At 35.6% G+C, this 25,047-nt stretch carries 23 protein-coding genes; 8 read left to right on the forward strand and 15 right to left on the reverse strand.

What is annotated here, in order from left to right; genetic code table 11:
• Window positions 1-11: 11 nt before the first annotated feature.
• The 5 genes from H3R29_RS07100 (at window position 12) to H3R29_RS07120 (ending at window position 7,138) form a co-directional block, all read left to right on the forward strand.
• Window positions 12-1,457, forward strand: coding sequence for a glycoside hydrolase family 1 protein (locus H3R29_RS07100; RefSeq protein ID WP_198202984.1), 1,446 nt, complete (start codon window positions 12-14; stop codon window positions 1,455-1,457).
• Window positions 1,454-2,521: a mannonate dehydratase gene (locus H3R29_RS07105; RefSeq protein ID WP_198202903.1), complete on the forward strand. Its 1,068-nt coding sequence runs from the start codon at window positions 1,454-1,456 to the stop codon at window positions 2,519-2,521. The genes H3R29_RS07100 and H3R29_RS07105 overlap by 4 nt, the downstream gene beginning before the upstream one ends.
• A 3-nt stretch (window positions 2,522-2,524) precedes the next feature.
• On the forward strand, window positions 2,525-3,979 hold the full coding sequence (locus H3R29_RS07110) for a gluconokinase (RefSeq protein WP_198202904.1): 1,455 nt from the start codon (window positions 2,525-2,527) through the stop codon (window positions 3,977-3,979).
• Between the two features lie 125 nt (window positions 3,980-4,104).
• Window positions 4,105-5,490, forward strand: coding sequence for an NADP-dependent phosphogluconate dehydrogenase (gndA, locus tag H3R29_RS07115; protein WP_110446845.1), 1,386 nt, complete (start codon window positions 4,105-4,107; stop codon window positions 5,488-5,490).
• A gap of 91 nt (window positions 5,491-5,581) precedes the next feature.
• Window positions 5,582-7,138 (forward strand): ClC family H(+)/Cl(-) exchange transporter, encoded by a 1,557-nt coding sequence (locus tag H3R29_RS07120; RefSeq protein ID WP_198202905.1) that lies wholly within the window; start codon window positions 5,582-5,584, stop codon window positions 7,136-7,138.
• Between the two features lie 276 nt (window positions 7,139-7,414).
• On the opposite strand, the gene H3R29_RS07125 is transcribed toward H3R29_RS07120, so the two are convergent.
• The 6 genes from H3R29_RS07125 to H3R29_RS07150 all read right to left on the reverse strand — a co-directional run bounded on the left by H3R29_RS07125 (window position 7,415) and on the right by H3R29_RS07150 (window position 14,712).
• Complete coding sequence (locus H3R29_RS07125) at window positions 7,415-8,107, reverse strand: GntR family transcriptional regulator (protein WP_198202906.1); 693 nt, start codon at window positions 8,105-8,107, stop codon at window positions 7,415-7,417.
• Between the two features lie 13 nt (window positions 8,108-8,120).
• Window positions 8,121-9,443, reverse strand: coding sequence for a PTS sugar transporter subunit IIC (locus H3R29_RS07130; RefSeq protein ID WP_198202907.1), 1,323 nt, complete (start codon window positions 9,441-9,443; stop codon window positions 8,121-8,123).
• 525 nt (window positions 9,444-9,968) lie between these two features.
• Complete coding sequence (locus tag H3R29_RS07135) at window positions 9,969-10,262, reverse strand: hypothetical protein (RefSeq protein WP_110446842.1); 294 nt, start codon at window positions 10,260-10,262, stop codon at window positions 9,969-9,971.
• A gap of 147 nt (window positions 10,263-10,409) precedes the next feature.
• A complete protein-coding gene (locus H3R29_RS07140; protein ID WP_046325743.1) occupies window positions 10,410-11,720 on the reverse strand; it encodes an NCS2 family permease in 1,311 nt (436 codons plus the stop codon).
• Between the two features lie 138 nt (window positions 11,721-11,858).
• Window positions 11,859-13,304: a DASS family sodium-coupled anion symporter gene (locus H3R29_RS07145; RefSeq protein WP_198202908.1), complete on the reverse strand. Its 1,446-nt coding sequence runs from the start codon at window positions 13,302-13,304 to the stop codon at window positions 11,859-11,861.
• A gap of 100 nt (window positions 13,305-13,404) precedes the next feature.
• Window positions 13,405-14,712 carry an NCS2 family permease gene (locus H3R29_RS07150; RefSeq protein WP_046325741.1) on the reverse strand — a complete coding sequence of 436 codons (1,308 nt, stop codon included), beginning with the start codon at window positions 14,710-14,712 and terminating at the stop codon, window positions 13,405-13,407.
• 225 nt (window positions 14,713-14,937) lie between these two features.
• Here H3R29_RS07150 and H3R29_RS07155 point away from each other — a divergent pair, with 225 nt between their 5' ends.
• Window positions 14,938-15,729: a Cof-type HAD-IIB family hydrolase gene (locus H3R29_RS07155; protein ID WP_198202909.1), complete on the forward strand. Its 792-nt coding sequence runs from the start codon at window positions 14,938-14,940 to the stop codon at window positions 15,727-15,729.
• A gap of 6 nt (window positions 15,730-15,735) precedes the next feature.
• Here H3R29_RS07155 and H3R29_RS07160 read toward each other — a convergent pair whose 3' ends face one another.
• The 5 genes from H3R29_RS07160 to H3R29_RS07180 all read right to left on the reverse strand — a co-directional run bounded on the left by H3R29_RS07160 (window position 15,736) and on the right by H3R29_RS07180 (window position 19,551).
• Window positions 15,736-16,584 (reverse strand): amino acid ABC transporter substrate-binding protein, encoded by an 849-nt coding sequence (locus tag H3R29_RS07160; RefSeq protein WP_198202910.1) that lies wholly within the window; start codon window positions 16,582-16,584, stop codon window positions 15,736-15,738.
• Entirely contained in the window at window positions 16,585-17,238 is a 654-nt protein-coding gene (locus H3R29_RS07165) for an amino acid ABC transporter ATP-binding protein (RefSeq protein WP_198202911.1), read from the reverse strand. It abuts the gene before it with no gap.
• 15 nt (window positions 17,239-17,253) lie between these two features.
• Window positions 17,254-17,895 carry an amino acid ABC transporter permease gene (locus H3R29_RS07170; RefSeq protein WP_198202912.1) on the reverse strand — a complete coding sequence of 214 codons (642 nt, stop codon included), beginning with the start codon at window positions 17,893-17,895 and terminating at the stop codon, window positions 17,254-17,256.
• Window positions 17,896-18,204: 309 nt separating this feature from the next.
• Entirely contained in the window at window positions 18,205-18,888 is a 684-nt protein-coding gene (locus H3R29_RS07175) for a deoxynucleoside kinase (RefSeq protein ID WP_046325736.1), read from the reverse strand.
• A gap of 12 nt (window positions 18,889-18,900) precedes the next feature.
• The gene (locus H3R29_RS07180) at window positions 18,901-19,551 is read right to left on the reverse strand and encodes a deoxynucleoside kinase (protein ID WP_046325735.1); all 651 of its coding nucleotides are present in this window, start codon (window positions 19,549-19,551) and stop codon (window positions 18,901-18,903) included.
• Between the two features lie 692 nt (window positions 19,552-20,243).
• Between H3R29_RS07180 and H3R29_RS07185 the strand changes: the two genes are divergently transcribed.
• A complete protein-coding gene (locus H3R29_RS07185; RefSeq protein WP_198202913.1) occupies window positions 20,244-21,875 on the forward strand; it encodes an ABC transporter ATP-binding protein in 1,632 nt (543 codons plus the stop codon).
• A gap of 214 nt (window positions 21,876-22,089) precedes the next feature.
• On the forward strand, window positions 22,090-22,506 hold the full coding sequence (locus H3R29_RS07190; RefSeq protein WP_198202914.1) for a hypothetical protein: 417 nt from the start codon (window positions 22,090-22,092) through the stop codon (window positions 22,504-22,506).
• Window positions 22,507-22,717: 211 nt separating this feature from the next.
• On the opposite strand, the gene H3R29_RS07195 is transcribed toward H3R29_RS07190, so the two are convergent.
• The 4 genes from H3R29_RS07195 to H3R29_RS07210 form a co-directional block, all read right to left on the reverse strand.
• On the reverse strand, window positions 22,718-23,248 hold the full coding sequence (locus H3R29_RS07195; RefSeq protein WP_370448600.1) for an Asp23/Gls24 family envelope stress response protein: 531 nt from the start codon (window positions 23,246-23,248) through the stop codon (window positions 22,718-22,720).
• Between the two features lie 14 nt (window positions 23,249-23,262).
• Complete coding sequence (locus tag H3R29_RS07200; protein ID WP_046325732.1) at window positions 23,263-23,445, reverse strand: DUF2273 domain-containing protein; 183 nt, start codon at window positions 23,443-23,445, stop codon at window positions 23,263-23,265.
• Between the two features lie 11 nt (window positions 23,446-23,456).
• Window positions 23,457-24,011 (reverse strand): alkaline shock response membrane anchor protein AmaP, encoded by a 555-nt coding sequence (amaP, locus tag H3R29_RS07205; RefSeq protein WP_146207103.1) that lies wholly within the window; start codon window positions 24,009-24,011, stop codon window positions 23,457-23,459.
• 157 nt (window positions 24,012-24,168) lie between these two features.
• Entirely contained in the window at window positions 24,169-24,894 is a 726-nt protein-coding gene (locus tag H3R29_RS07210) for a glucosamine-6-phosphate deaminase (protein ID WP_198202915.1), read from the reverse strand.
• Window positions 24,895-25,047 lie beyond the last annotated feature (153 nt).

A 25,047-nucleotide genomic window follows, 5' to 3' on the forward strand; every position in this document is an offset into this window, starting at 1 on the left:
ATTAAAGGAGTATAAAAATGAAAATACCTGAAAATTTTAATTTAGGTGCAGCCTCGTCTGCTTGGCAAACAGAAGGATGGAGTGGAAAAAAAGATGGCCAGGACTCATACCTTGATGATTGGTTTAAAAACGAATACTTCGTTTGGCATGATGGCAAAGGACCGGATGTAGCAACTGATTTTATGAATCGTTATCAAGAAGACATAGATTTAATGAAAAAAATCGGCTTAAATTCATACAGAACTTCGGTTAATTGGTCAAGGTTCTTTACAGATTATGACAATCTTACTGTTGATGAAGAATATGCTAAACATATTGACGATGTAATAAATGCTTTGATAAAAGCTAACGTTAGGCCGATGATAGCTATTGAGCACTATGATGTACCCCAATATTTACAGAATAAGTACGGTGGCTGGAATTCACGAAAAGTCGTAGATCTATATGTAAAATATGCCAAAATTTTGTTTGAACGATATGGTGATCGAGTAAAAGACTGGTTTACTTTCAACGAGCCGATAGTACCCCAAACCAGGATTTATTTAGATGCTGTGAGATACCCACATATAGTTGATCCTCAGCAATGGATGCAGTGGAATTATCATAAGGTGCTTGCTACGGCGAAAACAGTAGCAATTTATCATCAAATGAACCAAGGTGGCAAGATCGGTGTTATTCATAATTGGGAATTTGCATACCCAAGATCAAAAACATATGATCCAGATGTTTTAGCAGCACACAGGTTTGATTTGCTTAATAACAGAATTTTTGTAGATCCATTAGTTAAGGGTAGTTATTCTCAAGAATTAATAGCACTTTTAAAAGAAAATAATATTATGTTTAGATATCATTCAGAGGATCAGCAACTCATTAAAAATAATACTATTGACTATATTGGTTTAAATCTGTATAAACCAGCCAGGGTCAAGCAGCGCGAATACGAGTGGAATAATAATTCACCATTTAGTATTAAAAAATATTACAGTGATTTCGATCTACCGGGTAGAAAATATAACGCTTCTCGGGGATGGGAAGTCTATCCTCCGATGATGTACGATCTTGCAATGATCATGAAAACGGATTACCACAATTTTCCATGGTTTATTAGTGAAAATGGAATGGGGATAGAAAATGAGCAAAAATATAAAAACTCTGATGGGGTAATTCAAGATGACTATAGAATTAATTACATACGGGAAAATCTTTATTGGCTAATAAAAGCGGTTAATGATGGCGCAAACTGTCAAGGATATATGTTGTGGGCATTTACAGATAATGTATCGCCTATGAATGCGTTTAAAAACAGGTATGGTTTAGTAGAAATTGACCTAGAAAATAATCTAAAAAGAAGAATGAAAAAGTCGGGATATTGGTATGCAGATCTTATCTCAAAGAGGACGTTACCTGATGATAGCGCATATTCGTATAAATCAACCTTTGAGGAGAATAAACAATGAAATTAAGCTTTAGATGGTTTGGTACAAACGCTGATTCAGTAAGACTAAAGCAAATACGACAAATTCCAGGAGTTCACCAAGTGGTTGCCACGCTTTATGATATTCCTGTTGGAGAAACTTGGCCTCTATCAAAAATTTTAAATTTAAAAAAAGAAATAACTGCTGCGGGATTAAAAATGGACGTGATCGAGTCAGTTAATGTACATGAAGACATAAAACTTGGATTACCTTCAAGAGCAAAATATATCAAAAATTATCAAGAAACAATTCGTAATCTGGCAAAAGCTGATGTTAAAGTTATTTGCTACAACTTTATGCCAATATTTGACTGGACAAGGACTTCTTTAGATTATAAACTGCCAGATGGATCGACTGCTTTAGCTTTTCAAAGAGAATTAGTTCAAGAAAATCCACAGGAACTGATTAAAAAAGTGGAGTCCAATAATAACGGCTTTGTGATGCCAGGATGGGAGCCAGAAAGGCTGGCAAAAATAAAAGAATTATTTTCTGCATATGCTGGCAAAACAAGCTCTGACTTAGCAGATAATCTAAAGTATTTTTTGCAGCAAATTATTCCGGTGTGTGAAGAAGTAGGAATAAAAATGGCAATTCATCCAGATGATCCTGCTCAAGATATTTTTGGTTTACCTAGAATTTGTAAAAGCGAAAAGGATTTGGAGCGAATTGTTTCAATGGTCGATAGTCCGGCGAATGCTTTAACTATTTGTTGTGGCAGTTTGGCTTCTAATCCTCAAAATAACGTACCACATATTTTAGAAAAATTTGTTAGAAAAAATAGAGTAGCTTTTGTTCATGCTCGCAATATTAAGTTTACTTCTAAGTACGATTTTCATGAAACATCTCATTTATCAGAAGATGGTGACTTAGATATGTATGAGTTGATGAAAATATTAGTTGATAATAATTTTACCGGCTACATCAGGCCAGATCATGGGCGAGCAATCTGGGATGAGAAAGCTATGCCAGGTTACGGCTTATTTGACCGAGCATTAGCTGAAGAATATTTATATGGATTAATAGAAGGGATCAAGAAGAGTAAGTAACAAATGTCCATTGTAATAGGTGTAGATATTGGGACAACAAGTACAAAAACCATCGCTTTTGATGAACTGGGTCATATAATTTATCAAACTAGCTATGATTATCCATTGATTACTGAAGAAACAGGTCAGGCGGAGGAAAGACCTCAGGATATTTTAAGAGCAGTGCAGTTAGGCTTAACAGAGGTACAAAATAAAATTGCTATTGCTGAACTTAAAGGGATAGGCTTTTCCTCTGCTATGCATACTTTAATATTAATTGACAAAAATAATCATCCTCTGACTAATGTCTATACTTGGGCTGATAATAGAGCAACGGATACATTTAAAAAAGATATTATTAAAGATGACTTGTTTGACCTGACAAAAAATACCGGTGCACCATTACATCCCATGCTCCCTTTAGGTAAATTGTTATGGCTTAAAGAAAAGAATAAAAAGTTATGGGAGAAGACTGCTTTTATTGTTGATATTAAAAGCTATATTTTGTATCAGTTTTCTCAGCACTACTATGTTGACTTTGCAACTGCGAATGCTTCAGGCCTGTTTAATACTTATACCAAAAACTGGGATGATAATATCTTGCAATATTTGAATATAAAAAAGGAACAGCTCCCTCAGTTAGTAGACACAACTTTTCAAGTGCCAAATTTTGAAAGTAGCATTAAAGTACCCCTTATAATTGGCGGCTCTGATGGGACTCTGGCAAATTTAAGCAATCCGCAAATTGATGAACGATTTTATACGGTTAGCTGTGGGACTTCTGCGGCCGTCAGAACAAATATTGACACTTTAAGACTATGTCAAAATCGTAAATTATTTACATATTATCAGTATCAAAATAATTGGGTGGTTGGTGCACCTACTAATAATGCTGGTGATGTGTGGCAGTGGTTAAAAGACAAGATTTTCAATTTAGCTACCTTTGAGGAACTAAATGATTTAGCCAAGAAAAGCCCTGTGGGCGCTAAAGGGCTATTCTTTGTGCCTTATATTTTTGGTGAACGTGCACCAATTTGGAATCCTGATGCTTCTGGTGGCTTTATGGGATTAACTGCAATTCATACAAATAAAGATTTAGCCAGAGCAGTATTGGAAGGGGAGCTTTATAATATAAATTTGATCATAAAGGAACTCAATCAATTTAATGGACAAAGGCCTGAAGCTTTAATATTAGTCGGAGGGATGGCTAAAAACCAATTTTTTGATCAATTATTGGCTGACATAACGGGATACAAAGTTTATGTGCCCGAATCAGTTGAGGCATCTGCTTTAGGGGCTGCCATTTTGGCGATGATAAGCTTGAAAATAATTGCTTCACCATTAATGATTCAAAAAGAATTGAAAATAGCAAAAGTTTTTCACGTTAATTCCCATAATCATGGCATTTATGTGGCCTTAGAAAAGAAGTGGAACAAAGTAAGGCAATTGATGACAGAAGAATGGTTAGCGGTTGAATAACCATTAATTTACAGTTTTTGGTAAAAGATGATATTAGGTCTGGTAAATGAAGCAAGTTGTGCGCAAACGCGCTAAAACAGGTATACTAGTAATTAAGAAAAAAATTAAATGATGGAGGACTATAAATGCAACAGTTCGGTGTTATAGGCTTATCAGTAATGGGTAAGAACCTTGCTTTGAATGTGAGAAATAATGGCTTTTCCGTTTCCGGTTTTTCAATTGATAAGCCGGAAGTAGATGCTTTTGCTAAATATGAAGATGATAAATTAAAGCCAACATATTCTTGGGAAGAATTTGTTGATTCTTTAGAGAAGCCACGAAAGATTTTAATTCAAATTGCAGCTGGTAAACCGGTTGATGAAACTTTACAAAAATTACTGCCACTACTAGATAAAGGCGATATTTTGCTTGATGGTGGTAATTCGAACTTTCATGACACTAATCGGCGCTATCATGAAATGGAACAACACGGTATTCATTTTATTGGTATGGGTGTTTCTGGCGGAGAAGAGGGTGCTTTAAAAGGTCCCGCATTGATGCCAGGCGGTGATGAAGATGCCTATAAAAAGGTTGCACCTATATTAGAAGCAATTGCAGCTAAGAATTCCGCAGGCCATCCATGTGTCAGTTTCATTGGACCTGAAGGCAGTGGTCATTACGTTAAGATGGTCCACAATGGTATTGAATACGGCATTATGCAGGAATTTTCCGAAGTTTACGATATTTTGCGTAAGGTTGCGGGTAAAACAAATGATGAGATGTCAGCCATTTTTGCGCACTGGAATGAAGGATTGGTTCAAGCCTATTTAAGTGAAATTACTGCTGAAGTGCTAAAGCAAAAGGATAATTTAACCCCTGACCATGTAATTGATCATATCTTAAACGTTGCTTCTTATAAAGGTACTGGTAACTGGATGCTTGAAGATGGTGTTCATCTGGGAGCTCCAATCAGCGTTATTGCCGAAGCTGTAATTAGCCGTTTTATGTCTAAAGCTACTACGCGCGAGGGTAAAGAAATAACATGGAATGGTGCTGTACCAGCAGATTTAATTGATAATCTTGGTCAGGCTTTGCAATTATGTCAAGCTGTAGCTTATGCTCAAGGTTTCCAACAACTGAAAATGGCTGCGGATGCCTATAACTGGGACTTGCGCTATCCGGCAATTGCTCAATCGTGGGAAGCAGGTTGTATCATTCGCTCATCAATGTTAAAAGATATTGAAAAGGCATTTTCTGAAGGTAAAAAACTTGATAACATGTTCCAAGATCCATATTTCAAGGACTTAATGAATAAGAATATCGCTGCTTTGCGTGCAGTGATTGAACTCGCCACTAGAGCAGGTATTCCTACTCCGACATTGAGCGCATCACTGAATTACTTGGAATCAATTTTTAATCCAAGTTTACCAGCAAACTTAATTCAAGGACAACGTGATTACTTTGGGGCTCATACTTACTTTAGAAATGACCGTGAAGGCGTTTATCACACTGAATGGTATGAGGAAAAATAAGTTGTTACACGTGTAACACTAAAAACCAGTTAAAGTTAAAACTTAACTGGTTTTTTAGTAGTGCTAATTATATTGAAAAAGTAGAGGTATTATGAGGGATAAAAAAGTACAAATAAAGCTGTTGTTGGAAGCAATGCTAGTAGGCCTTGCAAGTGGGATAATAGTAGGCTTTTTTCGCTTTGGTATTCAAAAAATGACAGAATTGTGGCTTAGACTGTTTCACGTGGCACATCAAAATGCCTTATGGTTTATTCCAATCATTTTGGGACTCATTTTAGTTGGCTTAATTGCTGGTTATTTTGTTAAGCAATATCCTCACGTTGGCGGCTCTGGTATACCGGAAGTGAAACTACAACTGGAAGGAAATTTAACTCTACAGTGGTGGCCCACATTATGGCGCAAAGTTATTGGTGGTATTTTAGTTATCAGTACAGGCTTATTTTTAGGGCCTGAGGGGCCTTCTTTGCAGATCGGTTCAACTATCGGTCAAGGTGTTGGCGAGGGCACTAAAGAGTCAAAAACGAATGCTAGAGTACTACTAGCTACTGGAGCGGCTAGCGGTTTAGCTGCAGCTTTTGGTGCGCCATTAAGTGGTGCATTATTTGTGCTTGAAGAAGTATTTCATAACTTTTCGCCACGGGTGTGGTTAAATGCACTTGCAGGTGCTCTAGTTTCAGATTTTGTAGTTTCAAATATTTTTGGTCAAAAGCCAGCACTATCTCTGGTTTATCGTCATACTTTTCCCGTTAGGCTGTATGGCTATCTGCTCATCTTGGGCTTAATTTTGGGCTTACTAGGTCATTTTTATAAAACTGGCTTATTTAAAGTGAAAAAGTTATATGCGAAAATTACTTTTTTACCAAGTTGGTTATACGGACTAATACCTCTCACTTTATTAATACCAATCGCTTATTTTTACCCTTTAATTACTGGTCCGGGTAACCGCTTAATATTAGCGTTACCGCAGATTATTAAACAAAGCAGTTGGAAAATAGTAGGCTTACTCTTATTTTTCTTTGTTGTTAGAATTGTGTTTTCTATTATCTCTTACGATTCAGGACTACCAAGTGGTATTTTCTTACCGATATTGACAATGGGTGCAGTAATTGGTGCCAGCTACGGTCTTGTTTTGGTGCAATTACATTTATTGCCAGCAAAATTTGTAATCAATCTGGTTATTTTCGCAATGGCTGGCTATTTCGCCGCCGTAATTAGGGCTCCTTTTACTGCCATCATACTTATTACGGAAATGGTTGGGTCTTTGCTTCATTTAATGCCGCTAGCCGTGGTAGCCTTTGTTGCACTGCTGGTTGATGAACTGCTCAATGGTGATCCCATTTACGGTACGCTTGCTCGCGCAATGTCTGTAAAAAATAAAAAACATTCAGCTGTAGTTTCCGGTAAAACTGATCAGCTAACTGTGCCCATTTATGAAGACAGTCAGCTTGCAGGAAAAGAAATCATGCAGATCAAGTGGCCTAAGCATACTTTAGTTAAAGCAATATATCGTGATGGTAAGTATGTAGTTCCTAACGGTCAATCGGTAATTAAAGCCGGTGATTCTCTGGTTCTAACTCTTGATGCAGGCCGTCGCGGTCAGGTATTTAGTCAAATCAAGCAAATGCAAAGAGTCCGATATGATGGCTAGCAAGTTGTTTTAACCGTATTCTGTATTACTTATAATTTAAAAAAGCTAATAAATCAGAGCTTATTCTGACCTATTAGCTTTTTATGATAACTTTTTTATTCAACTTGTTTTTGTATAAATTTAGGCGCAGCTTCTGGTGCCAATATTGGGTAAATGAAGAGGAACTGTTAAAACCATCTCGTTTTGGGAATGGTATCTAGTAATGAATTAAAATCCTGCATTGTTCCATATTTTGATTGAATTGCCTTGTCATAGCAGTTGTCAACATCTGGAAATTTATAAATAGAATTTTGAATTTTGATAATTGAAAATATTTTGTGAGTAGTCAAATATAGTGCCACTGGTAGAATAAAAGACTTCGTCAACTATTAAGCCAAAACTATTAGCTTCTAGGTCGAGTTCAGAAGCTTCTTGATCTGTTAGTTTGCGAATGTAAAAGTATTTATCAGAAAAACCAACATGAATTTTATATGCTTGAGCTAAGAAGTTAAAAATTGACCCCTCAATAATAGACTGATTCAAAAAGGGTACGAGTTGGGAATTGTAATAAGAAGTTTCAATACACAAGGTTTTTTTGTGTAGCATTTTTTTCCTGTGTACCCTAAATACTTTAGTGGTAGTTGTGCATTTTAATTTCTGAGCTATGTCTAAGTTTGGTGTGACCAGCTCCAAAGAAGCGTTAGCACTTTCTACTTGCTCGTTCATAAGCTCAATAGTCCAGCCGTGATTAGTCTTACTAAAATTAATATAATCATCTTTTGGTAGCTTTCTTACATATATTCCGCTACCTTGAACTTGATAAATTAATCCTTCGCTTTCTAATTCTGACAATGCTTTTAATAGTGTTGTTTTACTTGCTTTAAATTGGATACCTAACTCGTTTAAACTTGGTAGTTTTTCGCCTTGTTTTAAACTGTTATTTTTTATTATTTTAACAAGACTTTTAGCAACTTGTTCATACTTTAGCATAATTTTCCTTGACTTATTTTTCTACTTTCGCTTTTTCTTGGGCAATTAAGATTTTGTCATAATTTTTGGCAAATGGATAATATATAAAGAAACTCATTACTAACATTAAAAGTTGCCACAATGCAGTTTTCCACCCGCCAACTATTAGTCCAGAAAGTACTGCGGGGGTTGTCCAAGGTACATAAACGCCATTAAATGGTGGGATAATGCCTAGAGCAATTGCAGCATAAGTTGCACTACCTGAAAGAAAAGGTGTTAAGACAAACGGCACTAACATTAATGGATTTAAAACGATTGGAAGACCAAAAAGAATTGGTTCGTTAATATTAAAAATAGCAGGTACTATTTCCAACTTACCTAAAGTTTTCATTTGAACTGATTTAGCATTTAAACACATAAATACAACTAATCCAATTGTCATTCCGGCTCCAGTAACGGTTAAGCATTGATCCATAAAAGATTGCGTTATAATGTGTGCGCCATTAGCTAAAGTAAGCTTTCCTGCTTTATACAATGCTGAATTGTCAGCATTATTAGACATTAAAAGTGGGGTCATAATGCCACCAACAATAGTTGAGCCATGAACACCAAAGAACCACAAGAAAACCGGTAAAATAGAAATAATTAACATTCCACCAATGCCATCAGTTGCATGTTGTAGTGGAATTTGAATTACTTTATAAATCCACTCTGCCAATGTGGTATGAAAACCAAGACTAAAGATTCCGCAAACAATTGCAGCAATAGTAATAATTGCGGCAGCTGGCACTAAAGCAGTAAAAGAAGCAGCAACGTTAGCTGGAACCTGTTCTGGCATTTTAATAACTAACTGATGTTTCATAAACCATGAATAAAGCCAACCAACAAATAAGCCAACTATTAGGGCTATTACCATTCCCTTGCCACCTAACCAATTTTTATCTATTAGGTTAGTGGCTTGCCAAGAAGTTGAGGTCTTACTAGGATTCGCAATATTAGTTACGGTTTTTATTGTATCAGGCTGCAATATAATATCGACAGTAACAGCCAAGAGTCCTGCTGGTGCAGCATCAAAGCCAGCATCCTTAACCCAGCAGTATGCAATTCCGAAAACAGCAAAAAGTGCCATAATTCCAAATGAGGCATTACTTGCTTGCATTAAAACAGGACCGATACCAATTTTGTTTAAATAATCTTGAACAGATTGTATAGGAAATTGCCCTAAAATTAAAAAAATAGCACCAACAATTATAAATGGAATAGGATAGATCATTCCATCTTTAATCGCTTTAATTGGACGAGTATTAATAAATTTCATTATTTTAGGCAAGACTTTGTCGTTCATGAAACTTTTCATTGTAATTACACCTTTCTTAAATTATGTAAGCACTTTATAATATTGTGCATGTACAGTTTAACACTGCACTTACAATTTGGAAGGGCTTTTATAAATAAGGGAATAAAAAGTAATTTTGATAAAGAATAATGTGAGCTTTAGTTTCAGAAAAATCGATAATATTTTATTTTGGTAAATTGTAAAATGAAGTTGAACACTTGCCCTGATTAAAAAATAAAAAAAGTCCATTGGACTTCTCTGATAGAATGTAATTAACCCAATCAATTCTAGAAAGAAGTTACCAATGAACTCGCTTAATTCTACCATATCTACTCACCAAAAGGGCCAACATCTTGCCTTAACTGATCGGGTGACGCTCCAGGTTTTACGCAGCCAAGGTCAGTTCCTTGCGCCAAATCGCTCGTACCCTCAACTGTTCACCCACAAACGTGAAATATGAGCTTGAACGCGGCCAGATTTCTTGGTATCACGGCAAAGGTACGCTACGATGCGCAAGCAGCGCAAAGACGTTACCAGATAAGGCGCTTAAACTGCGGCCGTAAACACGCTGAATAGTACCAGAACCAAGGCTGCTAAAAGCCAGATACTGGAATTTACTGCTGCTTTTGCTATGCCTTTATTTTCGACATTAATATGATTGATCAAATATTCAAAGGCAAAAATTAAGAGACTAAATGTGACTAGCCACAAAATGGCGCAGAGCCTGCCAGTAATGGAATAAGGGAAAAAGCCAGAATTAAAGCTGGTTAGTAAAGCAATAAAAAAGAAAGTAATAGTACCAGTGTAATGATTGATTGATTTTTCTTTAGTATTATGCAAAATAATTCCCTCCCATTAGTGGTAATTTAAAATTTTATTTCTGAATTTTAGTATTAAATAACTAAAAAGTAAAGTGAGATTTATGAATGATTACAAACAAAAAATCACTTCAAACTGAAGTGATCTTTTGTAATTAAACTAATATCTTTACATATTTGTAATCAAGAAAAAGATAACAAATATTACTAATAGGATATACATCATTGGTGAAACTTTTTTAGCTTGCTTAGAAGCAATCATGGTAATTGGGTAGGCTATCATGCCGAGTGCCAAGCCGTCAGAAATGCTGTAAGTCAATGGCATACCAACTACTGTTAAAAATGCTGGGAAAGCAATCTCAAATTTGTCCCAATTGATTTTTTTCAGATTTCCGGCCATGAGTACGCCAACGATAATTAGTGCTGGTGCAGTAACAGTGGTGGGAATAACCGCCAGAAGTGGACTGAAAATCATTGATATTAGGAAGAAAATTCCTACGAAAATTGCCGTTAAACCAGTACGTCCGCCCATGGCAATTCCTGCACTTGATTCGACAGAAGTTCCCAGTGGCGCAGTACCTAAGACGGCCCCTTCGACCATTGCTAAAGAGTCGGAAACGAAAGCTTTTCCAATTCGTGGAATCTTACCATTTTGATCTACCATGCCTGCTTGTTCAGTCATTCCAATCAATGTACCTGCTGTATCAAAGAACGTAACAAGTAGGAACGTTAAAACTACCATGAATAGTTGTGGGGTATTAATATCTTTTAAGTGAAATACAGCTTGACCAAATGTCGGAGCAATACTTGGAGCACTCGCAATAATACCCTTTGGCACAGCAACTTGGCCAATAATAACCCCAAAGACAGCTGTAATGACCATACCAATAAAAATTGATCCGGGTACATTCATTGCCATTAAGATTACGGTGAGGGTCAAGCCAAAAAGAGTAATCCAGACAGCTGGTGAATTAAACTTGCCTAAAGTAACTAAATTGGAATCACTATTGACAATTAACTTACCATTTTGCAGGCCGATAAAGGCGATAAATAAGCCGATACCAGCAGAAATAGCATATTTCAGATCTTGTGGAATAGCATCAACTACTATTTCACGCAGCTTCAAAACTGTTATTAAAATAAATAAAATAGATGCAACTAAAACAGCAGCTAAGGCAGTTTGCCAGTTAATATGCATTCCTCCGCAGACATTGTAAGCGAAAAAGGCTGCGCTACCTAATGTTGGGGCTAGAGCAACGGGGTAATTAGCTACTAGACCCATAATGAAGCAGCCAATTGCAATCGAAATTGCAGTAACTGTAAATGCTGCCCCTTTATCAATACCGGCTGCGTGCAAAATGTTTGGGTTAACAAAAAGGATGTAGGAGAGACTGACAAACGTGGTTAATGCAGCTATTAATTCACGTTTAACAGTGGTATGAGCATCGTTTAAATGAAAGACTTTATCTAGTGTCGTCATTTTTCCTCCTAAAAATATTAAAATTATAAAGAACCAATATATCTAGTATATAACTTATTGGGGGTAAATGGACCATGTAATGCAAAATTATTTCCCAGGAAATAAAAAAGCAAACCTATCAAGATTTGCTTTGCATAATTACCACATACCGATTAGTTTCATCCAAGCTAATCCGATAATGCCGTAAACTAAGATATAAAAAATACCAAATATAAAACTTAATTTCCACCACTCATCTTGTTTTACATAACCAGAAGAAGCTAAGACTGATGCAGCAGGACTGGAATAATGGGTAGTAGAGCCCATGATTGCAGAAAATAGAGCTAAAAATTGGGCTGCCAGTAATTTAGGTGCACCGGCAGAAATTGCTACAGTTAATAATGGCAGATACATTGCTGAATTATGAGCTGTAGCACTGGCAAATAAGTAGTGGGTATAGAACAAGACCAATGCTAGAACTACCAAAACTATTAACCAGTTGAGGCCTTTCATTGCACTAGAAATGCTACTTGATATCCAGCCAATCAAGCCAAACTGAGTAAGTTTTTCAGCCATGAATACTAAAATTGACAGCCAAATCAAAATATTCCAGGCGCCAGTTTCACTTAGCAAGTCTTTAGGCGTTAATACACCAGTAAGTAACAAAAGGGAAACGGAAATGAAGGCAATTAATGTAGCATCAATTCCTAAAGTGCTGGAAAGCATCCAGAGCACTAAAGTGATTGCGAAAATGGCCGCCATTAATTTTTCAGATAACGTAAGCTTTCCCATTTTTGCTAATTCCCCGTCGGCCCATTCTTTGGCGTTAGGAGTTTCTTTAATTTCCGGTGGATAAAGTTTGTAAACAAAATATGGCACCACAATTAGACAAATTGCTGCAGGTACAATGCTGGCCATAAGCCACGGCATCCAGCTAAGAGTTACGCCGGCCTTACCGGCTAGTGCAACGGCGATTAAGTTAGGCGCACATGCGGTCATAAATAATGACGAAGTTATGATATTAACTTGAAATTCCGTAAAAGTTAGGTAAGCTCCCATCTTTTTACGTGAAGGATCATTAGGTTTTGATCCAAAAGTATTGGCTAAAGATTGAATTAATGGATATACCACACCACCTGCTCTTGCACCATTTGAAGGAGTTGCAGGGGATACTATTAAATCGATAGCTCCTATTGCGTAACCTAAACCTAGGGACTTATGACCAAACCACTTAACAAAATACAAAGCAATTCTTTGCCCTAAGCCGGTTTTTACGATACCTCGCGAAATCATAAAAGCCATAACGATAAGCCAGGCAGATGAGTTAGCAAATGCATTAATGGCTCCTTTTTCGATTACTTTTCCGTTAACAATTTTGTCTGCAAGTGGTGCAAGTCCAAGACAAATGGTTAAAGTAAAGCCAATTAAAGTGACGCCGCTGATTGCTATTGGCAATGTGATACAGCCGAAAATTGTTCCAATAAATATTGCCAGCATATGCCAAGCTTGAACTGATACTCCGGCTGGACGAATTGGCGTCGTCAACCAGAATATAAGGCCAAACAATATTGGCAATATAAATTTTTTGTAATCTATTGTTTTCATAAAAACCTCTTTCAAAATAAAAAGCAAATATATGAGTACGATTTACATCAATATATTTGCTTAGTTTATCATATTATATTTTTTTAACAATTAGTAAGTCTTAGAAATTTAGTACCCATAAGAAGACAATAAAGACGAAGAAAAGAATCCACATCATTGGTGTAATTTCTTTAACTCTCTTGGCAGCAACCATGCATATAGGGTAGGTTATTAAGCCTAAAGCCAAACCATCGGATATTGAATAGGTTAAAGGCATACCAATTAAAATTAGAAAAGCAGGAACTGCAATTTCCATCTTGTCCCATTGAATATGTGCTGTGTTTTGTGCCATCAGAACACCAACAATGATTAAGGCTGGCGCTGTAACATGTGTAGTAAACAAGCCTAACAGGGGACTAAATATCATTGATATTAAGAAGAAAATAGCCACAAAGACAGCAGTTAAACCAGTTCTGCCACCAACTGCAATACCGGCACTTGATTCAACAAAAGCACCAACTGGTGAAGTTCCTAAAACGGAGCCAACCATCATAGCAGTTGAATCTGATGCCAGAGCTTTACCTACGCGGGGCATTTTGTTGTCTTTCATAAAGCCAGCTTGTTGAGCTAAGCCAATTAAAGTACCGGCAGTGTCAAAGAAAGTTACTAAAAGGAAGGTAAGTACCACAACCCACATTTGCAGAGTATTAATGTCTTTAACATGGAAAATCGCTTGGCCGAATGATGGAGCAATACTTGGTGCTACTGAAACTATTTTAGTTGGTAAAGGGATTTGTCCTGTAACTACACCAAAAATAGCTGCCAGGATCATACCAATAAAAATAGCTCCCGGTACATTTAAAATCATTAAAACAACAGTAACAATAAGGCCGAAAATGGTAATCCAGACAGCCGGATCATGAAGTGAACCCAAGCCGACCAGTGTTGATTTGTTTGCTACAATTAAACCACCATCTTGCATTCCCAAAAATGCGATGAACAGGCCGATTCCGGAAGAAATAGCGAATTTTAAGTCAGCAGGGATAGCATTGATAATCTTTTCCCTTAACTTAAACATAGTAATTAAAATGAAGATAATAGAGGCCACAAAGACAGCGGCTAAGGCTGTTTCCCATGAAACATGCATACCTACACAAACGGTATAAGCAAAAAACGCATTAATACCAAGGGCAGGAGCTTCTCCAATAGGATAGTTAGCAACGATCCCCATAATAGCAGTACCTAAAGCACTGGCTAAAGCAGTGGCTGTAAAAACTGCCCCTTTATCCATGCCACTGGCTCCCAAGACACTTGGGTTAACAAATAAAATGTATGACATGCTGATAAAAGTTGTTAACCCAGCAAGAAATTCAATTTTAACATTGGTTTTGTATTTATCGAGTTGAAAATAACTCTTTATAAAATTCATCTAACCTCTCCCAAATATATTGTTCGTGTTTTAAATCAAACTAACGACTATTCTAGTTTACCATTCATTTAAAATAATGCAAACACGAATAATACTAGCTATAATTAGGCAAAATAAGCATAATTTATTAATAGTTACATTTATGAACAAATTGACCTGTTAATACTTTAATCGGTAAAATGAGGGTAAAACTGTATTAATTTATGAAACTCGATAGGAGAAAAAATGGGAAATTTAATTTTTTCAGATATAGATGGTACTTTAATTAACTCAAAACAAGAAGTTACACCTAAAACTAAAATGGCTATTCGGAAGCAAATTATTAAGAGTAATGTTTTTGTGCCAGTTTCTGCCCGCATGCCCAAGGCAATTATGTCAGTTGTCGGTGAAATTACTAAAGCATGTCCAATGGTTGCATATAATGGAGCTTTGGTTTTGGATGAAATGGGTCACACGCTTGATTCACGTTCCATGCCTTCTGCAAAAGCTGCAGAAATATGCACCTATATTGAACATAAAAATAATGGTGTGGTTTGGAATGTCTACAGCGGTAACAACTGGTATTATTTCCCAGGTAATAATGATGAATTAGTTAAGAACGAGGAAAAAATAGTTAAATTCAAGGCACAGCCAAGTTCAATTGCTGAAATCAGCCAACTTGAAAATGTTCATAAAATTTTGCTGATGGGCACGCCCGATTTATTAGATGCTACGCAAAAAGACTTACAACAACTTTATCCCGAATTTTACATCGTAAAATCAGCTGCAAATTTATTAGAAGTTGTTGTTAAGGGCGTTTCTAAGGGTCAGGGTGTAAAAGTAATAGCTCAGGCCTTGGGCGCAGACTTAAAAGAATGCTGGGCATTTGGCGACAATTATAATGATGAAAAAATGCTGCAATCAGTGGGTCACCCTGTAGTAATGGGGAATGCACCGGAGGACCTAAAGAGAAAATTTACAACTACTTTAGACAACAATCATGATGGCATAGCAGCAGTCCTTGACAAAATAAATTAATAGAGCTTAGTTCGTTTCAAGCAAGGGAGATCGTGCTTTATTACCGAACCATTTGTGATTAATTCTTGTGAGAGTACCGTTTCGTGCTAGTTTTTCTAGTGCTTGATTGACTTTGCGCTTCATGGTAACGTCACTTTTTCTCATGCCGACACCAAATTCTTCTTTAGGGAAAGGACTATCGATTTCGGTAAAATTTTCCGGATGCTTTTGCTTAGAAATGTAATAGTCTGCATAAGAACTGTCGATTAATAGTCCGTCAATCCTGCCAGCAGTTAAATCTATAAAAGCATTGGTAAAGGAATCATAGAGAATAGGATCATGATTTTTAATATGGTTTTTAAAAACTTTAGGGTATTTCATTACATCGTTATAGCCAGAAGAGCCGGTTTGAACTCCTAAAGTCTTATTTTTCATTGCAGCAATAGTATTAATTTTATTCTTCTTGAGGCTTACTAATACTTGTGAAGTATACAAATAAGTTTTACTAAAATTAACTTTGGCCTTACGTTCTGGATTCTTGCTAAAACCATTCCATATCAGATCGATTGTGCCGTTTTTAAGCTCTGTAGTATTCATAGACCAGTCAATTGTTTGAAAACTAACGTTAATACCGTATTGTTTAAATACAGCATTTGCAAGGTCAACGTCGTAACCAATTAACTGACCATTTTTTTGCCTAAAATCCATGGGCACAAAAGTATCATCTACACCAACTGTAACATACCCACGCTGCTTGATATGGGACCAATTATCAACTTCGTTAGCTTTTCTATTAACTGATATGCCACTACAGGCAGAAATAAATAAAGTACAGATGAGCGTTATTATGAGGGTTAAGAGGCGCTTAGTTTTCACTTATATTACCTTCTTATCATCTAATGCTTTAACTTTGAATACTTGATCAGCAACTTGACTGGCGAATTCCATGTCATGAGTCACAATAATTTGTGTCATTTTGTTATTATTTTTAAGTTTTAAAATTATTTCTCCGACTTTTGTTCTTAAATCTGGGTCCAAAGCAGAGGTAGGCTCATCATAACATAAGATATGAGGCTCCATTGCTAGCGCACGTACAATAGCTACTCTTTGTTGCTGACCTCCAGAAAGCTGATAGGGATAAAGATCCTCTTTACCAGTTAAATCCAGTTGTTGCAATAACTTTTGTGCGTGAGTTTGCGCCTGCTCTGCAGTTTCTTTTAAAACTAGGGTTGGTGCCAAAGTAATGTTTTCAATTACAGTTAAATTAGGAAAAAGCTCATAGCTTTGAAAAACGACTCCGATAATATGACTTTTGCTATCAGGAGCAGTCGGGTCGAATTTTTGCCCATCCCATAAGAATTCACCTGAATCAATTCTTTCCAAACCACTTAAGCAGCGCAATAGAGTGGTTTTTCCCGCTCCCGAAGGTCCTACAATGGCCAAAATCTCTCTGTCAGGAATAGTGAGGTTTAATTTGTTTAAGATAGTGCGTGAGCCAAATTTTTTGGTAATGTTTTTAAGTTCTAGCATATTGTTTCCTTTAATTTACTTCCACTTTGCAAAATTGCGTTCAATTTTCTTTAGCAAAAATGATGCTATACCAGTCATTAGTAAATAGATTATCCCGACTATCATTAAAGGAATCAGTGTTACGTCTCTGGCAGTAGCAACATTGCCGGCACGTAAAAGTTCACCTAGACCGATGACATAAACAAGCGAAGTATCCTTAACCAGGTTGATAACTTCGTTTCCGATTGAGGGTATGACAATTTTACTAACTTGCGGAATTATAATATGTGTCAAAGTTTGCCAGTAATTTAGCCTCAAAACCCGAGCACTTTCATATTGTCCTATTGGAATTGACTGAAAGCCCCCACGGAAAATTTCTGCGAAATAAGCTGTGTAGTTTAAGATAAAAGCAAAAAGCGCTGCATCGTAGCGTTGAAAAATTATTCCGACTATGGGTAAGCCATAAAAAATAAAAATTAATTGTAACAAGAGTGGGGTACCCCGCATAATCCAGATATAAAATTTTAGAATTAACCGTAGAGGCTTAAAATGTGACAGTAAGCCTAAGCTAACTATGACTCCTAAGGGAATAGCAGTAATTAAAGTCCAAAAGAATAAAATTAATGTCATTTTTGCGCCTGCAAAGAGAGAGGGCATAATTGAAAGGATATAATTCATTTTTTCTCCTTCTTACAAAATTAATTTAATAGGGCGGGTAAATGATTAGCCTAGTCGAGCTAATTAAAGCTGGATAAATTAATTAAAAAAATATGTGAAAAATATATGATTCAATAATAACATAGTTTTCTGATTTTTTATTTGAGTAAGTAACAAAATATTTAAATTGTCATCCAGCTATCTAATTGCTACTCCTCACTTTTAGAGCTTTTCCTATAAATTAAACAGCACTTTAAAATCGTAATAGGCAACATAAAAAGGCCATTAGCACATAGTTCTAATGACCTTTTGATAATAATTTATTTATTGTTAATCTATTTGAATATTTGTGGATTTATTCCATGATTCGGGTAATTTACCCATTTCTTTTAGTTTGGCAACGATTTGATCAAGTACAACTTCTCTAGCCTGCTTATCAGTCATAAAGTCTAGTTTGTCACCATCTATCTCCATTTTGGGTGAGTAGTCATACTTTTCATACCAAGGTTTATAGTAGCGTAAAAGCCGCTTATAATAATCTTCCAGTGTTGCATCATAGCTCAATTGTTCATAAGGTCGACCACGTTTTTGAATTCTTTTAATCATGGTGTCGTATGAAACTTTAATATGAACCAGCAAGTCTGGATTTTTCTTAGGCATATGTTTGAGCTCACTCATCATATTATTAAGCAGTTCGTAATAGGTAGCTACTTCTTCTTTCGTTGCACGACCAATGTCCGCATTCATTTGGAAGAAAAGGGCATCCTCATAGATTGAACGATCAAGAACATTATTATCATCAGTCAATGCATCCTTGATACTACGAAAACGAGTGTTTAGGAAAAATACCTGAAGTAAGAATGCGTATTTTTTAGGATCAGCATAAAAAAGTGGCAATACAGGATTGTTATCGACACTCTCATAAAATGGTTTGGTTCCTAAATACTTAGCTAAAATACTGGTTAAACTGGATTTACCGGCTCCAATTGGCCCGCTTAAAACAATAACTGTCATCACGTTCCTTCTCTATTCTAAATTGCCTATTGCGTGCAATTTGTCATCAATCTGATTTAAAACTTCTTTTTTAGCATCTTCATCGCAGATAAAATCGTATTTATCCCCGTCGATCTTAATCTTAGGAGATGCATCATATTTCTCATACCATGGTTCATAGTACTTAATTAGCCTAGCGTAATAGTCTTTTAAACTAGGATCGGTACTGATTTGCTCAAATGAACGACCCCGCTTTTTAATGCGTTTAAGCATTGTATCCAGGGAAACATGAATGTAAATTAGTAAATCTGGCTTTTTGCTAGGATTACCTGGGGTATCTTCCATCATGTTTTCGAGTAAACTGTCGTATATCTTAAATTCAGTAGGGTCAGCTACTTTACTGTCCGCGTTCATTTTGAAAAAGAGTGCATCTTCATAAATTGAACGGTCTGATACACTATTTTTTTCACGAATTGCCTGGTTGATTTGTGCTAAACGATGGTTAAGCAGATAGATATTAAGCAAAAAAGTATAGCGTTTCATGTCTTGGTAATATAAAGGAAGAACAGGATTATTATCAACTCCCTCATAAAAGGCTTGTGTACCTAAGTGCTCAGCTAAAATACTAGTTAAACTGGATTTACCGGCTCCAATTGGCCCACTTAAAACAATAACTTGGATCACGTTCTTTCATAAATACAATATATAGATTCTTATTTAGTTTAATACGAGATATAGTGGTATACAAGCAAAAAGTAAATTAAAATTTTAATCAAAAAGTCAAGTAATTTTGTATAATACAGAATAAAAAATTAAGTATTCAAGTAAATAATTTATTACAAAATTAGATGTTACACGTGAAACCAAAAAATCTGGCTGATAAATCTTAATTAATTATTTTACTGAGGATTGATGCCGATATCATTCGGTGTTAAGCCCTTTTATTCTGTACTTTGATTCTTTCGATTCTGTGATAAATAAAGTAGTCAATAATTGCTCGTTTTGATTGCATTAAGTATATAAGTGATTTTGCAATTATAGAACGAATTATTTTTTAAAAGCTCGAAAAAGTTGCAGTTGATATTTATATACTGCTGCTATGGGAAAATTCTAAGAATGAAAATTAAAAAGAAATTGTTTTAATGTTAAAAAAGATATAAGATAGTAAGTAAATTATAAAATTATTAGTAAATGATGGAAGTAAGAGGGCATAACTGATATCTTGAAAAGATTTTTATCTTTAGATAGTACAACTCCTGCTGTAAGTACCAGTTAAGAGTCTTTTGAAGAAGTAATGCAAAAACCATATTATTCTATTAAACCAAAATCATTTTAGTATTAACTCTAAAAATAGGGATTTAGACAGGAAGTAAATCATGGACGATACTATAACAAAATTTTCGCTTTGGACCTACATTAAACGTAATTCAGGCATGTATGTAATTTTAGCCATCCTCTATTTTGGGCGGAATTTAGCACAAACTGCTGCCAGCATTTTTAAAGGTAATGCACTTACTGCTTTGACTCAGCACAGTTTAAAGGGCTTTATTGTTGATACAGGTTTAAACTTGCTTAGCTGGGGCTTTTTTCTGATTTTCTTTTTTTGTAGTTCACGGTATTCCGCTGTAATCATCAAGGCCGTCGATAATTCCATTAGGAACGCATTAGCCCATATAATTGGTCGTCAAGAGTATGAAGATTTCAACAAGCACACGGAAGCTGATTATGTTTCCTGGTTTACTAACGATATTAACCAAATTAATCAAGATGGCTTTTTCAGTTTAGAGCAAACATTTAGCAGCGCACTCCTAGGAATTATTGCCAGTGTCATCCTGTTTTCTTACCATCCACTCTTATTTGTAACCACTTTGGTTTTTGCTGTTATTATGATTTTATTTCCCCGTCTTTTTAAGAAAAAGTTGGAGGAATTATCGCAAAAACAAAGCAAGCAAAATGAGGTATTAACGTCAAAAATAACCGATGTTCTTGAGGGCTTTGTCAACCTGCTCACGCTTGGTCAGCAAAAATTGCTCAATAAAATAGTTCTTGCGGCATCAGATAAGACTGGACAGGCTCGGGTTAATTACATTACGGAAATGTCATTCTCTAATTCATTGATTAATCTGATAAGTATATCTGCTCAAACTATTTTAACTGTTGAATCCGGATATCTGGCCTTTCACAATCAGATTCCAATTGGAGCTATTTTAATTGTTGGTTCAATGTCCGGTAATGTTTTTGGCAGCTTGACAGAAATCAGTATTGATCTAACTTCAATTCGGGCAGTTCAACCTATTTTTGACAAATATAATAAATTAGCTAATACGCAGGAAAAAACAGGGGACAAGAATGTTGCTCCTTTGACTCAGCAAATTGCATTTAGCGACCTTTCGTTCAGCTATCCTAATAATGACAGACCTATTTTAACGAATGTTGCCGGCAGCATTAAGCGAGGCGAACGGGTAGCTATTGTTGGTCCGTCAGGCTGCGGTAAGTCGACCCTGGTAAAATTAATTGGTGGTTTGTTAACAGGCTATCAAGGATCACTTACTTGGGATGACAATGAATACCGCGAGCTTAGTCTGCGGTCGCTACATAAGCAGATCGCTTATATTGATCAGTCAGCCTATATTTTTGATGGCAGCCTGCGTTATAACATCACTTTAGGCCGAGAGACAACTGAAGAAGAGCTGAAGACTGCGATTAAGCGTGCAGGTTTGGAAAAATTTGTCATTGATAGTGTCAGCGGGCTTGACACTGTTTTAAAACACGCCGGTAACAACATTTCGGGTGGGCAAAAGCAGCGAATTGCACTGGCAAGGCAGCTGCTGAGTAACCCGCAGGTTATTCTGGCCGATGAAATTACTTCCGCAATTGATGAAAAGGACGGACAAAAAATCGAACAGAGCTTGCTCAATTTGAACGATATCACTCTAGTCTACATTTCCCACCACTTGCGACCTGAAATTAAAAAGCAGTTTGATCAAGTAATTGAATTAGGAAAATAGAATGCTGAGTCTTTTATTGAACAATTAAATAAGCTGTGAAACTCTAGTTTTTTAGATTATGGGCATAGTGTTTTATGCAGATACAGTCAATGAAGATACTCTTAAATGCAAATGCAGCTATTACCTAATATTCTGCAGAAATAAGCGGCAAAATTGATGGCTTCTTAGGAGATATAATGTTTCCACGCACCGCCTTTTAAATGGAATGATAAAAATGAATGATGAACAATTTTTTAAATTAAGAAAGATACTAGATCTTTTTAAAAATCAAGCTCCGACAGCTATTATTGAAGAGAATGTAAATAGCGTTGAAAATTATAAGGCAGAATCTGCTGATGAGTATAATAGAGCAAAAAGATATCTTGGCGAAAATAATAACTCGTTTAAATCTTTTCATGTAAGTGTGGATTCAGCAAAAGATTTCTTGTGTTTATTGAATTTGCTGGGTGCAATACATGCAAATTTTAATATACGTTCAAAGCCTTTTATAATAGAAGGAGAAGAAAATAGTAAGTCGCTAAAAAAAGAGAACGACTATTTTAACAATTGGATGGAGTGTTTTTCAAACTATGAATTTATGATAGTTAATTTCGATGAAACTGCTTTAGACCAGGATCAATATTACGGTTAATTTCATTAATTCATAAAAGGTAGTAGAGTTATGAAATGACCCCCAAATTTAGGACAAATTTGGAGGCTATTTTTATGACTAAATTATCTAAACAAGATAAAATTAAAATCAAACTAAAAGGACTAACTCCGATTGAATATCGGCAATTAGTCCTTAAATAACAACTAAAAAAGTGTCCAAATTTTACGGTTAACATCAAAAACTATGCTTATTATTTAACTCTAGATTCTTTAGATTCCTTTTTCTTTTCTTCAACTTTATCTTGAGCCTTGTCTTTTTGATCGCTGATTTTATCCTTAGTGTCATTAGCAGCACCGGTGATACGGTCCTGTAAGCTGACAGAATCTTTTTCGTGTTGCTCTTTAGTCTTAATGTCAACTACTGTAACATTGACTTCAACTGTATCAAGACCGGTCATTTCTTTAACTTTTTCTTGGATCTTTTCTTTAATTTGATCATATAGCTTGGTAATGTCTACGCCATATTCTGCAACGATCTCAATATCAACAGCTACCTGCTTTTTGCCTACTTCAACATTTACGCCTGAAGTGACATCATCACTGTTAACAATTTTATCGGCAATATTTGAGAAAAAGCCACCGTTAACTGTTAAAAGACCTTTAATGTCAGATAAGGCAATACCCACGATTTTTTGAATTACCTTTGAATCATATTTTAAATCGCCTTTAACTTCAGGCTTTGAACTACTTTGATTTGAACTTGATTGTACCATATTGTATATACTCCTTATATAAATTATTTATTCTGCAACATTTTTTTGAATACCGGCCAGTAATGACCAACTAAAAAGCCGCAGACTAACATTACGATGACGAAAATAGTTTTGAAAAATCCCAGTATCAAAAAGCAAAATGCCAGTAACACGCCAATTACGGCACCGCTTATTTCTGGGAGGTATTTTTTATATTCTTCTTTCATTTTGACCTCCTTTATTGAACGCGCCTTTCAGGTTTATCTGCTTTGTGATAATTGATAAACTTGATGTTAATTTTTGGTTTTTGCTCAATTCCTAGCAATTGCTTCAGATTCTTTTTTAATTCTTCAAGATAGTCGTTAAGCAGGGCAGCAATGTTTTCACCAGGGCCCAAGTCACCGCCGATTTTAATTTTAATTCGGCGTTTTGTTAACTTGGAACTAACCTTTGCATTATTTAAATAAGGTAAATCGGCAAGCGAATTCATTACATAGCCATTAATGGCCTTGGAAGTAACCTTAACTTGACCATCACTTTTATGAATTAAATTAAAGTTTCTTTGGACTGGCCAAAATAGGATGACAATTAAACTAACAATTAGTATTATAAAAACAATTATACTAATACCAATTAAATACCAGGCAAATATCGGGTTAAGAGTACCTAAATGAGGTAATTTAATCTTTAAATACTTTTGCCAAAAACTACTGGTTTCCCATATTAAGTAACAAGGCACAGGTAATAGTAATAACATGCCTAATACCAATAGCCACTTTTTACTTCTCTTCAACTTATCACCATCCTCTCAGGGTTCATCTTAATAATAATACTGATTATTTTAACAGACTAATAATATGCACCATATGTATACAATAACAGTTCGTAAAATTGCACACAAAAAGAGCGGTGTTTTAATGCACCGCCCTTTTTAGCTTAATATCAGTTAATTACTTATTGTATGTTGAACTTAATTTACTTGCTGCAGCCTGGTCAACAATAAGAGTGACATTTTGATGTTGTTGCAAAACTGAAGCAGGTACGTCTTCTGTTACTGGACCTTCAACCATCTTTTGTACAGCATCAGCCTTATTATCGCCAAAAGCCATAATTACTATTTCTTTAGCAGACATTATATTTGCAATGCCCATGCAGATAGCTGATTTAGGAACATCGTCAATGTTGTTGAAGAAGCGAGAATTAGCTTTGATGGTATTCTCAGTTAGTTGTACTTCGTGGGTAACAGAATCAAATGAGGTTCCAGGCTCATTAAAAGCAATGTGACCGTTTTGTCCTAATCCTAATAATTGAAGATCAATTGGATTTTCTGCAATTATTCTGTTGTAGTCAGCTGAAGCACCTTCGGGATCCTTAATGGCTTTGATTCCATCAGGAACATAAGAGTGTTTAAAAGGCTTTTTATCAAACAAGTTTTTTTGCATAAAATAATGATAACTTTGGTCATTATCGGGATTTAAGCCAACATATTCATCAAGGTTAATACTAATTAAATTGCTGTTATCCAAATCACTTTCGGTCCATTGCTGGTATAAAGTAACGGGAGTTGAGCCGGTTGCCAAACCGATTACCTTAGTGCCATTAGCAATACTGCCTTTAAATAAGTCAAAAGCCTTCTTACTGCCACTGGCTTTATCTTCTGTGATAATAATTTTCATTTTTATTTACGCCTCCATATTAGTTAAGTTAATTATAAATTGGTATATTCCAATTTGTCAACAGGATGCGACAATAGATATTACTTTAAAATTATGCAAAAAAGAGCTTACCTATATTTGTTTCACATGTAACAAATATTAGGTAAACTCTAA

The sequence above is a fragment of the Lactobacillus sp. M0393 genome (assembly GCF_016102025.1).
Taxonomy (GTDB): domain Bacteria; phylum Bacillota; class Bacilli; order Lactobacillales; family Lactobacillaceae; genus Lactobacillus; species Lactobacillus melliventris.